Source organism: Providencia sp. wls1916 (assembly GCF_009706585.1).
GTDB lineage: Bacteria > Pseudomonadota > Gammaproteobacteria > Enterobacterales > Enterobacteriaceae > Providencia > Providencia lanzhouensis.
On record NZ_WLUL01000020.1, the window covers coordinates 305,115 to 319,303 of the forward strand.

Annotated in this window: 12 protein-coding genes and 4 tRNA genes; 14 read left to right on the forward strand and 2 right to left on the reverse strand. The window is 42.4% G+C overall.

Features of this window, described 5'->3' with window-relative positions; genetic code table 11:
* Window positions 1-52 precede the first annotated feature (52 nt).
* The 9 genes from recA (at window position 53) to luxS (ending at window position 7,949) form a co-directional block, all read left to right on the forward strand.
* Window positions 53-1,120, forward strand: coding sequence for a recombinase RecA (recA, locus tag GKR61_RS14625; RefSeq protein ID WP_154639860.1), 1,068 nt, complete (start codon window positions 53-55; stop codon window positions 1,118-1,120).
* Between the two features lie 325 nt (window positions 1,121-1,445).
* Window positions 1,446-4,073 carry an alanine--tRNA ligase gene (gene alaS / locus GKR61_RS14630; RefSeq protein ID WP_154639861.1) on the forward strand — a complete coding sequence of 876 codons (2,628 nt, stop codon included), beginning with the start codon at window positions 1,446-1,448 and terminating at the stop codon, window positions 4,071-4,073.
* A gap of 225 nt (window positions 4,074-4,298) precedes the next feature.
* The gene (csrA, locus tag GKR61_RS14635) at window positions 4,299-4,484 is read left to right on the forward strand and encodes a carbon storage regulator CsrA (RefSeq protein WP_004264815.1); all 186 of its coding nucleotides are present in this window, start codon (window positions 4,299-4,301) and stop codon (window positions 4,482-4,484) included.
* Between the two features lie 438 nt (window positions 4,485-4,922).
* Window positions 4,923-5,015: transfer RNA gene (locus tag GKR61_RS14640), tRNA-Ser, on the forward strand.
* A gap of 11 nt (window positions 5,016-5,026) precedes the next feature.
* A tRNA-Arg gene (locus tag GKR61_RS14645) sits at window positions 5,027-5,103 on the forward strand.
* A gap of 173 nt (window positions 5,104-5,276) precedes the next feature.
* Window positions 5,277-5,353, forward strand: a tRNA-Arg gene (locus GKR61_RS14650).
* A 102-nt stretch (window positions 5,354-5,455) separates the two neighbouring features.
* Window positions 5,456-5,532: transfer RNA gene (locus GKR61_RS14655), tRNA-Arg, on the forward strand.
* A 184-nt stretch (window positions 5,533-5,716) separates the two neighbouring features.
* Window positions 5,717-7,276 carry a glutamate--cysteine ligase gene (gene gshA, locus GKR61_RS14660; protein ID WP_154600388.1) on the forward strand — a complete coding sequence of 520 codons (1,560 nt, stop codon included), beginning with the start codon at window positions 5,717-5,719 and terminating at the stop codon, window positions 7,274-7,276.
* Window positions 7,277-7,433: 157 nt separating this feature from the next.
* Window positions 7,434-7,949 (forward strand): S-ribosylhomocysteine lyase, encoded by a 516-nt coding sequence (gene luxS / locus GKR61_RS14665; RefSeq protein ID WP_036949818.1) that lies wholly within the window; start codon window positions 7,434-7,436, stop codon window positions 7,947-7,949.
* A gap of 84 nt (window positions 7,950-8,033) precedes the next feature.
* Here luxS and GKR61_RS14670 read toward each other — a convergent pair whose 3' ends face one another.
* Complete coding sequence (locus GKR61_RS14670) at window positions 8,034-9,320, reverse strand: CNNM domain-containing protein (protein ID WP_036949821.1); 1,287 nt, start codon at window positions 9,318-9,320, stop codon at window positions 8,034-8,036.
* Between the two features lie 45 nt (window positions 9,321-9,365).
* Window positions 9,366-10,157 carry a cytochrome C assembly family protein gene (locus GKR61_RS14675; protein ID WP_108479420.1) on the reverse strand — a complete coding sequence of 264 codons (792 nt, stop codon included), beginning with the start codon at window positions 10,155-10,157 and terminating at the stop codon, window positions 9,366-9,368.
* Between the two features lie 283 nt (window positions 10,158-10,440).
* Between GKR61_RS14675 and ffh the strand changes: the two genes are divergently transcribed.
* The 5 genes from ffh to rplS all read left to right on the forward strand — a co-directional run bounded on the left by ffh (window position 10,441) and on the right by rplS (window position 13,952).
* Window positions 10,441-11,802 (forward strand): signal recognition particle protein, encoded by a 1,362-nt coding sequence (ffh, locus tag GKR61_RS14680; RefSeq protein ID WP_036949826.1) that lies wholly within the window; start codon window positions 10,441-10,443, stop codon window positions 11,800-11,802.
* Window positions 11,803-11,939: 137 nt separating this feature from the next.
* Entirely contained in the window at window positions 11,940-12,188 is a 249-nt protein-coding gene (rpsP, locus tag GKR61_RS14685; RefSeq protein WP_036949828.1) for a 30S ribosomal protein S16, read from the forward strand.
* 18 nt (window positions 12,189-12,206) lie between these two features.
* A complete protein-coding gene (gene rimM / locus GKR61_RS14690; RefSeq protein WP_036949830.1) occupies window positions 12,207-12,755 on the forward strand; it encodes a ribosome maturation factor RimM in 549 nt (182 codons plus the stop codon).
* A gap of 37 nt (window positions 12,756-12,792) precedes the next feature.
* The gene (gene trmD / locus GKR61_RS14695; protein ID WP_036949832.1) at window positions 12,793-13,557 is read left to right on the forward strand and encodes a tRNA (guanosine(37)-N1)-methyltransferase TrmD; all 765 of its coding nucleotides are present in this window, start codon (window positions 12,793-12,795) and stop codon (window positions 13,555-13,557) included.
* Window positions 13,558-13,598: 41 nt separating this feature from the next.
* Entirely contained in the window at window positions 13,599-13,952 is a 354-nt protein-coding gene (gene rplS, locus GKR61_RS14700) for a 50S ribosomal protein L19 (protein ID WP_036949834.1), read from the forward strand.
* Window positions 13,953-14,189: the final 237 nt, after the last annotated feature.

Genomic DNA, 14,189 nt, shown 5'->3' on the forward strand with positions numbered 1-14,189 from the left:
AATTCAATCGTTTTATTCGCAATGGTTACCACCATTGCCTTAGGGAGTGAACATGGCTATTGATGAAAACAAACAAAAAGCACTTGCTGCGGCATTAGGTCAAATCGAAAAGCAATTCGGTAAAGGCTCCATTATGCGTCTTGGTGAAGACCGCACAATGGATGTTGAAACCATTTCAACAGGCTCTTTATCTCTTGACATTGCTTTAGGTGCGGGTGGTTTGCCATTAGGGCGTATTGTTGAAATCTACGGACCTGAATCTTCCGGTAAAACGACATTAACTTTGCAAGTTATTGCCGCAGCACAACGTAGTGGTAAAACGTGTGCATTTATTGATGCTGAGCACGCACTTGACCCTATCTATGCGAAAAAATTAGGCGTTGATATTGATAATCTCCTGTGTTCCCAACCAGATACTGGTGAGCAAGCGTTAGAAATCTGTGATGCATTAACTCGCTCTGGTGCAGTAGACGTGATCATCGTTGACTCCGTTGCAGCATTAACACCAAAAGCTGAAATTGAAGGCGAAATTGGTGATTCTCATATGGGCCTTGCGGCGCGTATGATGAGTCAAGCAATGCGTAAATTAGCGGGTAACCTGAAAAACTCAAATACCTTGCTGATTTTCATCAACCAGATCCGTATGAAGATTGGTGTGATGTTTGGTAACCCAGAAACTACGACTGGTGGTAACGCACTGAAATTCTATGCTTCTGTCCGTTTAGATATCCGCCGTATTGGTGCAGTGAAAAACGGTGAAGAAATTGTTGGTAGCGAAACTCGCGTTAAAGTTGTGAAAAACAAAGTTGCAGCGCCATTTAAACAAGCTGAATTCCAAATCCTTTATGGTGAAGGTATCAATACCTTCGGTGAGCTGATTGACTTAGGTGTTAAACATAAGCTGATTGAAAAAGCGGGTGCTTGGTACAGCTATAACGGCGACAAAATTGGTCAAGGTAAAGCGAACTCGACAACTTACCTGAAAGAACACCCTGAAGTTGCACAAGAAATTGATAAAAAGCTGCGTGATTTATTATTAAACCACACAGGTGAATTTAACAGTGCAGCAACTGATTTCATCAGTGATTCTGATGAAGAAGAAGTTCCAGAAGAATTTTAATTCAACGCTAACTTGTTGAAATAAGCTGATATCAAAAGCGCCATTCTTAATTGATTGGCGCTTTTTTGTATCTGCCTATCACAATAATAGTTTATTGAACAGTTTTTCTGTGGAAAAATACCCTAGCCAGAGGTATAAACATACTTTCAGAAAATATTCAGACGCTTTACAATGAAAGCCGCGAATGGATGTATCTATATTTTACTTCTATACAAAGAGACTTTATCTTATCAGTCACTTTTTAATCGGAGAGTTGATTAGAGGTGATGCTACATTCCATCTCAACAATTCGTAATTCTGTTTCCAGCTTGATATCGGGATAAATATGAGTAAAAGCACCGCTGAGATCCGTCAAGCGTTTCTCGACTTTTTCCATACGAAAGGTCATCAGGTGGTAGCCAGCAGTTCGCTAGTGCCAAATAATGACCCAACACTATTGTTCACTAACGCAGGGATGAACCAGTTCAAAGATGTATTTCTTGGTCTGGATAAACGAGCATATTCCCGAGCGACAACCGCACAACGTTGTGTACGTGCAGGTGGTAAACATAACGACTTAGAAAACGTGGGCTATACAGCTCGCCACCACACATTCTTTGAAATGTTAGGTAACTTTAGCTTCGGTGATTACTTTAAGCACGACGCTATTCGCTTTGCATGGGAACTTTTAACCAGCGAACAATGGTTTAACCTGCCAAAAGAAAAACTGTGGGTTACTGTATACGCGACTGACGATGAAGCTTACGATATTTGGAACAAAGAAATTGGTGTTCCTGTTGAACGTATTATTCGTATCGGTGACAACAAAGGTGCTCCTTACGCCTCTGACAACTTCTGGCAGATGGGTGACACTGGGCCTTGCGGACCATGTACCGAAATTTTCTTTGACCATGGCGATCACATCTGGGGTGGCCCTCCAGGAAGTCCAGAAGAAGATGGCGACCGCTATATTGAAATCTGGAACCTCGTCTTTATGCAGTTCAACCGTCAATCTGACGGTACCATGGAACCACTACCAAAACCTTCTGTAGATACAGGTATGGGGCTGGAACGTATTTCTGCGGTTCTGCAACACGTAAATTCGAACTATGAAATCGATATTTTCCGTGAACTGATTGCTGCAGCAGCAGAAGTGACAGGTGCAACTGACTTGTCCAACAAATCTCTGCGCGTTATTGCTGACCATATTCGTTCATGCGCATTCTTAGTGAGTGATGGTGTCATTCCATCAAACGAAGGTCGTGGTTACGTTTTACGTCGTATTATTCGTCGTGCGGTACGTCATGGGTACATGCTGGGCGCGAAAGAAACGTTCTTCTATAAATTAGTTTCTACCTTAATTAAAGTGATGGGACCTGCTGCGGAAGAGCTACAGCGTCAACAAGCTTTAGTTGAGAAAGTATTAAAAACGGAAGAAGAACAGTTTGCGCGTACTTTAGAACGTGGTCTGCAATTATTAGATGACGAGCTGGTAACACTGAAAGGCGATACGCTAGACGGTGAAACGGCATTCCGTCTCTATGATACTTATGGATTCCCGCTAGATTTAACGGCTGATGTTTGTCGCGAGCGCAATCTTAAAGTGGATGAAGAAGGCTTTGAGCGTGCAATGGAAGATCAGCGTCGTCGTGCGAGAGAATCAAGCGGCTTTGGCGCAGACTATAACGCACTGATTAAAGTTGACAAACACAGTGAATTCTCAGGCTATCAGCATGATGAACAGCAAGCGACTATCACTGCATTATATAAAGATGGTCAGCCAGTTGATTCCCTGCAAGCGGGAGATGAAGGTTTAGTCATTTTAGATAAAACCGCATTCTACGCAGAATCAGGCGGTCAAGTTGGTGATACTGGTGTTCTTAAAAATGACAGCGCTAACTTTACGGTTACTGATACTCAAAAATATGGTCAAGCAATTGGTCATGTAGGTAAAGTTGAATCTGGCTCATTAGTTGTTAACCATCGAATTGCGGCTATAGTCAATAGTGAAAGACGTAATGCTATTCGCCTAAACCACTCGGCGACTCACTTATTACATGCCGCATTACGCCAAGTCTTAGGCGAGCACGTTTCTCAAAAAGGCTCGTTGGTGAATGACAAGTATCTCCGTTTTGACTTCTCTCATTTTGAAGCGATGACACATCAGCAACTGCGTCAAGTGGAAGATATTGTGAACGCGCAGATCCGTCAAAACTCAGAAATTGAAACTGAGTTGATGGATTTAGAGGGTGCGAAAGCGAAAGGGGCTATGGCATTATTCGGTGAAAAATATGAAGAGCGAGTACGTGTTCTGAGTATGGGGGATTTCTCCATCGAATTATGTGGTGGTACACATGCTAGCCGCACAGGGGATATTGGTTTATTCAGTATCTTAAGTGAGTCAGGTACCGCTGCTGGGGTTCGTCGTATCGAAGCGACAACTGGCGCAACTGCAATGGAGCACTTACATGCTCAATCAGAACAACTTTCTGCTATTGCTCATCTATTAAAAGGTGATGCAAATAGCCTAGTTGAGAAAGTTAAAGCTGCATTGGAAAAGTCACGAAATCTTGAAAAAGAGATTTTGCAATTAAAAGATCAGCAAGCCTCTCAAGAAAGTGCTTCACTAGGTAGTAAAGCGAAAGATGTTAAAGGTATCAAACTATTAGTTAGTCAATTAAGCGATACTGATCCTAAACTATTGAGAACAATGGTCGATGATCTAAAAAATCAGCTGAAATCGGCGATTATCGTGCTTTCAACCACAAGTGGTGATAAAGTCAGTATAATTGTTGGTGTGACTAATGATTTGACTGCTAAAATTAAAGCAGGTGATTTGGTATCCTATGTTGCTCAGCAAGTAGGCGGTAAAGGTGGCGGTCGACCAGACATGGCGATGGCTGGAGGTACTGACGTAAGCGCATTACTAACAGCGATGGAAAGTGTCGAACAATGGGTTGATTCGAAACTGTAATTGCTGCGAAGTTACCCCATTTTAATGGGGTAACTTTAATCTGTTGCAGCATTGTTAATATGTTGCCGGTAGTGTTATATTTTGCTTGTAAATAATTAGAATTATTGCCTTGATGGCATCAATGCTTTAGGTGAATGTCATTGCTTTACGTTTTCACGGTGTGTGATGGACAATAGCGGGGAATACCTAGAGACCCGACTCTTTTAATATTTCAAGGAGCAAAGAATGCTTATTCTGACTCGTCGAGTTGGTGAAACACTCATGATAGGCGATGAGGTAACAGTGACCGTATTGGGCGTAAAAGGCAACCAAGTACGTATTGGTGTTAATGCCCCAAAAGAAGTTTCTGTTCACCGTGAAGAAATTTATCAACGGATCCAGGCCGAAAAGACTCAACCAGACAATCAATAATAATGAATAAGCGTCCAGTGAGTTATCACACAGCAATCATGGGCGCTTGTCTTTCCCCTTTTTATCTTTAGTAATTCTTTAATCTTTCTATTTTTTAATTGGCTTAACACATTATGTTGGTGTTGAGCGCTATCTCTTTGAATGAATCCACCTTTCTTTCTGTACTATTTTTATGCTACTAAGCTACGTGCTATCAACTTTCTCTATTTTTTTCTGAATTTTTTATAATAAGAGTGAAGATAATAAAGGGGCAAAAAAGCACGGAAATATTGCTTTTTCGGTGTTAAACTAATCATCTTGCTTGTGAAATGTGCAAACGATCATTGGAATGCAAAAAGTTTGGAAAAATTGTTTGACTTCTAAGTCTAGGAAAGTAATATGTGCGCCACACAGAGACGAGATGTTTAAACAAAAACAAATCGTATGTGACTAAAATATGGTGAGGTGGCCGAGAGGCTGAAGGCGCTCCCCTGCTAAGGGAGTATGCGGTCAAAAGCTGCATCGAGGGTTCGAATCCCTCCCTCACCGCCATTTTAGGCTCTGCATCCGTAGCTCAGCTGGATAGAGTACTCGGCTACGAACCGAGCGGTCGGAGGTTCGAATCCTCCCGGATGCACCATTTTCTACCTTATAAGCAAAGCTGATAGGGTGATGTTTTGGTTTATAGCGAACTGAAACGAAAGTAGTTTAGATTTAATATGGTTCTTAAAGCTAATAAGATTTATAACCATAAATATTGAAGTAGATTTTGATTAAGCAGTATTGAGAGAGAAGTACGTATTGCACTAAAATGCATCCGTAGCTCAGCTGGATAGAGTACTCGGCTACGAACCGAGCGGTCGGAGGTTCGAATCCTCCCGGATGCACCATCTCTTAAACATTTCTGTTAGTATCAACAATTCTGTCATCAATTTCATAAATAAAAATTACTGCTGTAGTCATACAGCATCGATTGATAATCGACAAATTTTGCATCCGTAGCTCAGCTGGATAGAGTACTCGGCTACGAACCGAGCGGTCGGAGGTTCGAATCCTCCCGGATGCACCATCATTAAAAACTCCTCAATTTGAGGAGTTTTTTTTTGCCTAAAATCCTAACTTACTATCTTCCTTCCTTTTCTTTCTGTTTTCTCATCGGGTAAACCACACATCTAGACAGCGACAATTTATGTGATTTAAGCTAAAGTAATCACCTTATTAAAATAAAACTAAATCACAGGCGGGAGGTCGATTTGATCCCGGACGTATCAAAAGCGCTCTCATGGTTAGAAGCGCACCCGGAAATTCTCAATGGCATTCAACGTGGTATTGAACGTGAAACACTACGCGTGACACCTCAAGGTGCGTTAGCCGAGACATTGCATCCAGATGAGCTGGGGAAAGCCCTTACCCATAAATGGATCACCACGGATTTTGCGGAATCCTTACTCGAATTTATTACTCCTGTAGATAAAAGCATTAGCCACAACTTGGCTTTTTTGCAAGATCTACATCGCTATACGGCACGTCATTTACAAAATGAAAGAATGTGGCCGTTAAGTATGCCTTGCTTTATTGCAAGTGAAGATAAGATCACGCTGGCGCAATACGGTAGCTCCAATGTGGGGCAGTTTAAAACACTGTATCGTGAAGGGTTAAAAAACCGCTATGGGGCATTAATGCAAACCATCGCGGGGGTTCACTATAACTTCTCATTCCCAATTGAGTTTTGGAAGGCGTGGGCGGGTGTTGAAGACGCAGAAAGCGGAAAGGAAAAAATTTCTGAAGGCTATTTACGCCTAATCAGAAACTACTATCGCTTTGGTTGGGTGATTCCATACTTATTTGGTGCATCTCCCGCTATTTGCGGCTCTTTCTTGAAGAACAGAGAAACCTCACTGAATTTTAATAAAACTGAGTGTGGTACTTATTATCTGCCTTATGCAACCTCATTGAGAATGAGTGATTTAGGTTACACCAATAAATCTCAGAGTGATTTAAATATTACGTTTAACCACCTTGATGAATATGTGGAAAATCTGAAGAAAGCTATTCATAAGCCTTCTACTGAATTTGAGAAGTTGGGCGTGAAAAAAGATGGCAAGTACGTTCAGCTGAACACTAATGTGTTACAAATCGAGAATGAGCTATATGCACCAATTCGTCCGAAGCGTGTACCACAAGGGAATGAATCGCCTTCTGATGCATTATTACGTGGCGGTATCGAATATATTGAAGTTCGCTCCCTTGATATCAACCCATTTAGTCCGATTGGGGTTAATGAAACCCAAGCTCGCTTTGTGGATTTATTCCTCATCTGGTGCGTGCTTGCAGATGCCCCGGAAATGAATGTTCAAGAGTTGGATTGCTGTCGCAAAAACTGGAACCGCGTGATCCTTGAAGGTCGTAAGCCGGAACAGGTGATAGGCTTTGGTTGTGGTAGCGAGCTTAAGCCATTGGTTGAAGTGGGACAAACGCTGTTTAAAGATCTGATCCGTGTGGCTGAAGTCTTAGATACCTGCTGTGATGCCAAATACAAAGATGTGTGCCATCAGTTTGTCGCCATGTTTGAAGATCCAAACTTGACCTATTCAGCGCTGGTGATGGACGAAATGCTGGAAAAAGGTATTGGTGGTTATGGGTTAGAATTAGCTGAAAAATATTATCAGCAGTTAATTAATGAACCTTATGAAGTGATCACTGAAGAGCAGTTTGAACAGGCGCGTTTGGCTTCAATTGAGAAACAAAAGCGAATGGAGCAGGATCAGAGCGAAAGCTTTGAAGAGTATCTTAAGATCCACGCTGGACGCTAAAAGAAAATGGCCACAACAAGGTGGCCAAACAAAAAATCTTTTAAAGAATTAGGGATGATAACAATTTGCGCGTCTTTCACATATTAAGACTCTGCATTTTTGGATTAGTTTCATTTTTTTTCAAAATTATTTTTTTTATTTTTATGGAGGTCATGAAATGCCGTTATTAGACAGTTTTACTGTGGATCATACGCGTATGGCTGCTCCTGCTGTTCGTGTAGCGAAAACGATGACAACGCCTCATGGGGACACTATCACTGTATTCGATTTACGCTTTACAGTCCCAAATAAAGAAGCAATGACAGAAAAAGGAACACATACCCTAGAGCACCTTTTTGCTGGCTTCATGCGAGATCACCTTAATGGTAACGGTGTTGAAATCATCGATATTTCGCCAATGGGATGCCGTACAGGCTTCTATATGAGCTTGATTGGTCAACCGGATGAACAGCGTGTTGCTAACGCCTGGAAGGCTGCTATGCAGGATGTGCTGCATGTGCAAGATCAAAATAAGATCCCAGAGCTTAATGTGTACCAATGTGGTACTTACAAGATGCACTCTCTTGAAGAAGCTCAGCAAATTGCTCGCAGTGTGCTTGCGAAGGATATTCTCGTCAATAAAAACGATGAGCTTGCATTGCCAGAAGAAAAGCTTGCCCAGCTTCACGTTTAATTATTGAAAAAGATAGACTAAAAAGCCTTAAAATCACCGATCAATTGGTCAGGTTTTTAAGGCTTTTTCCATTGAAATGAACAATTAAAATTCAGGGGCTTGTGAGTCAAAACCGAGCGGAGTGATTTTTACCTGCTTGATAATATTATCGCTGATCACTAAAACTTCGATAACATAGTGACCAACAACTATTTGTTCTTCAGGCTGTGGAATATCACCTAATACCTCTAAAACCATCCCATTAACGGTTCTAGGACCATCAATAGGAAGGTTCCAATCAAATGCTTTATTCAGGTCACGAATGTTTGCTGTTCCATCCACAAGGACGCTGCCGTCGCTCTGAGGCATGACTTCTTCAGCTAGAGAAGGCGACATTGATGTTGTGAAATCACCGACAATTTCTTCCAAAATATCTTCTACGGTGATCAAACCTTGGATCTCACCATACTCATCAACGATGATGCCAAGCTTCTCTTTTTTATGCTGGAAATTAACCAACTGAACGTTGAGTGGCGTACTATTGGGAATGAAATAGATACTATCGGCGGCTTTGATCAAATTCTGCTTGTTGAACTCACGTTTCTCTACCATCAATCGATAAGCTTCTCGCACACGCAAAATACCAATCAAATCATCAAGAGAATCACGATACAGGACAATACGTCCATGAGGGGAATGAGTGAGCTGCCTAACAATCGACTTCCAATCATCATTAATATCGATCCCCACAATTTCATTACGTGGCAGCATAATATCGCCAACGGTGACTTTGTCTAAATCAAGAATCGAAATCAGCATGTCTTGATTACGGCGGCTGAGCTTGTTTTTGGACTCATGAACAATGGTACGCAACTCTTCTTTATTGACCGCATCATTACGAGTATTTGAGACATTTATCCCACAGCAACGCATAAAAAGGGCAGAAATAGTATTAAACGCCCACACGACAGGTAGCATGATTTTTTGCAGTGGTGTAAGAATAAAGCTACTAGGAAAGGCAATACGTTCTGGATACAGTGCCGCAATGGTTTTTGGCATCACTTCTGCAAATAGCAGAATAACAAATGTGAGCACGCCAGTTGCAATGGCGACACCCATATTGCCATATAAGCGGATCCCGATAATGGTCGCGAGAGCAGAGGCAACAATGTTGATTAGGTTGTTACCAATCAATACTAAGCCCAGTAAGCGGTCGGGATGGCGTAGTAGTTTTTCAACACGGATAGCGGAGCGATTACCTTGTTTCGCTAAATGTTTTAACCGATAACGGTTCAACGTCATCATACTGGTTTCTGACGCTGAAAAATAAGCGGATAAAAAAATTAAAACAATCAGTATGATGATTAGAGTACCAGTAGATACTTCATCCAAAACAAGGTTCCTTTTTTATAACAGCCGTTTAAAGCTAAAATGGCTCTACGCCATGGTTAATTGCTGAATCAATCGATTACCAAAAAACGCCAAGGTAAGGATAAGTGAACCGCCCACATGGAAAAAGAGGACGCGTTTGCCTCGCCATCCACCATGAAAATGTCCCCACAGCAAAATAACGTAAACAAACCAAGCAATGACGGAGAGTACGGATTTGTGGATATTCTCTTTATCAAAAATGTTATCCATATAAATAAAGCCCGTGCACAGTGTTAAGGTCAAGAGAATGACTCCCACCTGAGTGACGTGAAACATTTTGCGTTCAATGACCATCATTGGCGGCATATCAGGGCTAAATTTCAGAATTTTGTTTTTAAGTTGGTAGTCAATAATGGCAACTTGAAATGCATATAACGCCGCGATAAGCAACGTAGCATAGCTTAATAATGCTAAGCCAATATGGACAAATAATGGGGTGCTTGCCTCTAAATGAGTGATAAACTCACCCGGCATAATTGTAGATAAAATCAGGTTAATAATCGCGAAACTATACACAATAGGGGTTAAGTACCACGCGCGCCCTAAATAGGAAACCACGGTCATAATCAAACACATTAAGAGGCTGACAGAGGAGCCTAAATTTAAGAGGGTGAGATTTTGCCCGCTGGCTTCACTAAAAATTTGTAATTTCAATGTGATTGCGTGAGTAACCATCGCCACGATAGCTAATAAAATAGCCAATCGACGATAAAGAGCTTGCTTGCGCACTTGTCCGGGAACGATCAGCAGCAGACTGACCATGTATGTACAAACTGCTATGACTGCAAATACGGGCATAGTATAGTGTCGTTATTCATTTTAAGTGGATAGTAATTAACTAGTATAACCCGTGCAAGTGTAGGCTCCAACTATTGGTATGACGTATCGCTGTATATTCTTTACTAATCGCTCATTTAGGCTAACTAAACGAAGCAGCGAAACCCCATCAAGTGTGATACAATCGGCGACCAACACAGCGTTGAATTGTGCCGTGGCTATCTTGAGTTTGCCCTTGAAATACAGCGCGCGAGTAACCAAATAAGGCTACATATAGACCCATAACAGAATTGAGCTAAGACACATGTTTGATAATTTAACTGACAGACTATCGCGCACTTTGCGCAATATCAGCGGGCGTGGACGTCTGACTGATGACAATATTAAAGATACATTACGCGAAGTTCGCATGGCGTTACTGGAAGCCGACGTTGCTTTGCCAGTCGTCCGTGAATTTATTCAAAAAGTCAAAGAAAGTGCTGTTGGTCAAGACGTTAATAAAAGCCTAACACCGGGTCAAGAGTTCATTAAAATTGTTCAAAATGAACTGACCCGCGCAATGGGTGAAGAGAATCACCAGCTGAATTTATCTGCTCAGCCTCCAGCTGTTGTGTTGATGGCAGGTTTGCAAGGTGCGGGTAAAACAACCAGCGTTGCAAAACTGGGTAAATTATTAAAAGAAAAGCAAAAGAAAAAAGTCTTAGTGGTTTCTGCCGACGTTTATCGCCCTGCGGCGATCAAACAGTTAGAAACTTTAGCACAAGCGGTTGGCGTTGATTTCTTCCCATCTGAAGTCCAAGAAAAGCCAGCGGCAATTGTTCAAAAAGCCTTAAAACACGCACAATTACAATTCTACGATGTATTGTTAGTGGATACCGCTGGTCGTTTACATGTTGATGAAGCGATGATGGAGGAGATCCAAGAAGTCCATCGTATAATCAATCCAGTTGAAACCTTGTTTGTGGTTGATGCCATGACGGGGCAAGATGCGGCAAACACAGCGAAAGCCTTTAACGAAGCATTGCCATTAACAGGGGTTGTTTTAACCAAAGTTGACGGTGATGCGCGTGGTGGTGCTGCATTATCTATCCGCTCCATTACTGGTAAGCCAATCAAATTCTTAGGGGTTGGCGAAAAAACTGACGCCCTTGAGCCATTCCATCCAGAGCGCGTGGCTTCACGTATTTTAGGTATGGGAGATGTGTTATCTCTGATTGAAGAGATTGAACACAAAGTTGACCGTGATGAAGCAGAGAAATTAGCGAAGAAGCTGAAAACAGGGGATACCTTTGATTTCAATGACTTCTTAAATCAGCTAAAACAGATGCGTAATATGGGCGGAATGACCAGCATGTTGAGTAAGATGCCTGGTATGTCCCAGTTACCGGATGCGGTTAAATCCCAAATGGATGACAAAATTACTATCCGTATGGAAGCGATGATCCAATCCATGACGCGTAAAGAACGCGAAAAACCAGAGATTATCAAAGGATCGCGTAAGCGTCGTATTGCTGCGGGTTCTGGAACCACAGTACAAGAGGTTAATAAACTCTTAAAACAGTTTGATGATATGCAGCGCATGATGAAAAAGATGAAAAAAGGCGGTCTCGCCAAGATGATGCGCGGTATGAAGGGTATGATGCCTCCGGGTTTTCCGGGGCGTTAAGCAATAAAGCCTGAAACAAAAGTGTACTTTTGATTGATTTTTGCGTCAAAGTGAGTAAACTTTTCGGGCTTTTTATATGACAGCCGGACTCTATCCCTCGATGGAGTCTGGTTGTTTTGTTAACTAATGAGGATGTTATGGTAACAATTCGTTTATCTCGTGGCGGCGCTAAAAAACGTCCGTTCTACCAAATCGTTGTAACCGATAGCCGCAATGCGCGTGACGGTCGTTTCATTGAGCGTATCGGTTTCTTCAACCCGATCGCTGCAGGTCAAGCAGAAGAACTGCGTTTAGACCTGGACCGTATTGAGCATTGGGTTGGCTTAGGCGCAACTGTTTCTGACCGTGTTGCACAACTGGTCAAACAAGCTAAAAAAGTAGCTTAATCTGTCACGGTGGTAACAATGAGCAAGCAAACTAAACTACTGCCTCCTGCGAACCCAATTGTATTGGGCAAATTAGGCGCGGCATACGGTATTCGTGGTTGGCTCAAAGTTTTTTCCTCCACCGAACATGCTGAAAGTATTTTTGATTATCAACCTTGGTTTATCCAACGCTCTGGTCAATGGCAACATATTGAAATAGAAGATTGGAAACATCATAACAAAGATATCATCGTCAAGCTCAAAGGGGTCGAAGACCGCGATGCAGCTGCTCTATTGACCAATTTTGAAATTGCGGTTGATTCAACCCAACTTCCTGATTTGGACAACGACGAATACTACTGGAAAGACCTTATGGGCTGCCATGTAGTGACGTCTGAGGGTTATGACCTTGGTACTGTCATTGATATGATGGAAACGGGATCGAATGACGTTCTCGTCATCAAGGCAAATTTAAAAGATGCATTTGGCATCAAGGAGCGGTTGGTTCCGTTTCTTGATGGGCAGGTTATCAAGAAAGTCGATCTCTCCACCAAAACTATTGAAGTGGAGTGGGATCCTGGTTTTTAAATCTCCGGTTTACCGGTTTTTATGAGTGGGATAAATCATGTGGATTGGGGTAATTAGCCTGTTTCCCGAAATGTTCCGCGCAATAACCGAGTACGGGGTAACTGGTCGGGCAGTGAAAAATAGCCTGCTAACGGTTGAGTGTTGGAATCCGCGAGATTTTACTCACGATAGACACAAAACCGTTGATGATCGCCCCTATGGTGGTGGTCCAGGCATGCTGATGATGGTGCAACCGTTAAAAGATGCAATCCACGCAGCAAAAGCTGAGGCCGGTGATGGTGCAAAAGTGATTTACCTTTCACCTCAAGGTCGCAAACTCGGTCAAGACGGAGTTTGTGAACTGGCAACAAATGAGAAAATAATTCTGGTTTGTGGTCGTTATGAAGGTATTGATGAGCGGATCATTCAAACCGAAATTGATGAAGAATGGTCAATCGGTGATTACGTTCTCAGTGGCGGGGAACTCCCTGCTATGGTGTTGATAGACTCAGTCTCTCGGTTTATTCCTGGAGTATTAGGTCATCAAGCTTCAGCTCAAGAAGATTCTTTTGCTGATGGCTTGTTAGATTGTCCTCACTATACCCGACCAGAGGTGTTAGACGGCATGCAAGTTCCTGACATACTACTTTCAGGAAACCATGCCAAGATCGATAGCTGGCGCATGAAGCAGTCACTCGGTCGTACCTGGCTTAGAAGACCTGAGCTTCTAGAAAGCCTAGCTCTGACTGACGAGCAGAGGATGTTGCTAGCTGAGTTCCAACGGGAATTTCAGGCTGAGCAACCAGTGAATCCAGACAATTAATTGTCTAAACATATCAGTTTACCTAGGGTAAGAGAGTTATTATGAGCAACATTATTAAACAACTTGAACAAGAGCAGATGAAGCAGGACGTACCTTCATTCCGTCCGGGTGACACCGTGGAAGTTAAGGTATGGGTCGTAGAAGGCTCTAAAAAACGTCTGCAGGCATTTGAGGGCGTGGTTATCGCTATCCGTAGCCGCGGTCTGCATTCTGCATTCACTGTTCGTAAAATTTCTAACGGCGAAGGTGTTGAGCGTGTATTCCAAACTCACTCTCCAGTCGTAGATAGCATTGCTGTTAAACGCCGTGGTGCTGTTCGCAGAGCTAAACTGTACTACCTGCGTGAGCGTTCTGGTAAGGCAGCTCGTATCAAAGAGCGTCTGAACGCCAAGTAATACGCTTTCGCTACATCCGAAAGTTAAAAGGCCCGCATCTGCGGGCCTTTTTTATATTCGTCATATTTCGCGTTGTGGCGGTGTTGGCTTCATTCAGCCACGCAGGTCACATACTTATGTATGCTCCCTGCACTGTCTTCATTTTACCGCCTAGCCACAGCTCTAACTATTTAGAATATACCGTTCAATAAATCTCATTTCGTAAATTTATATTTACAATTTTTGTTCGTTTTTTGC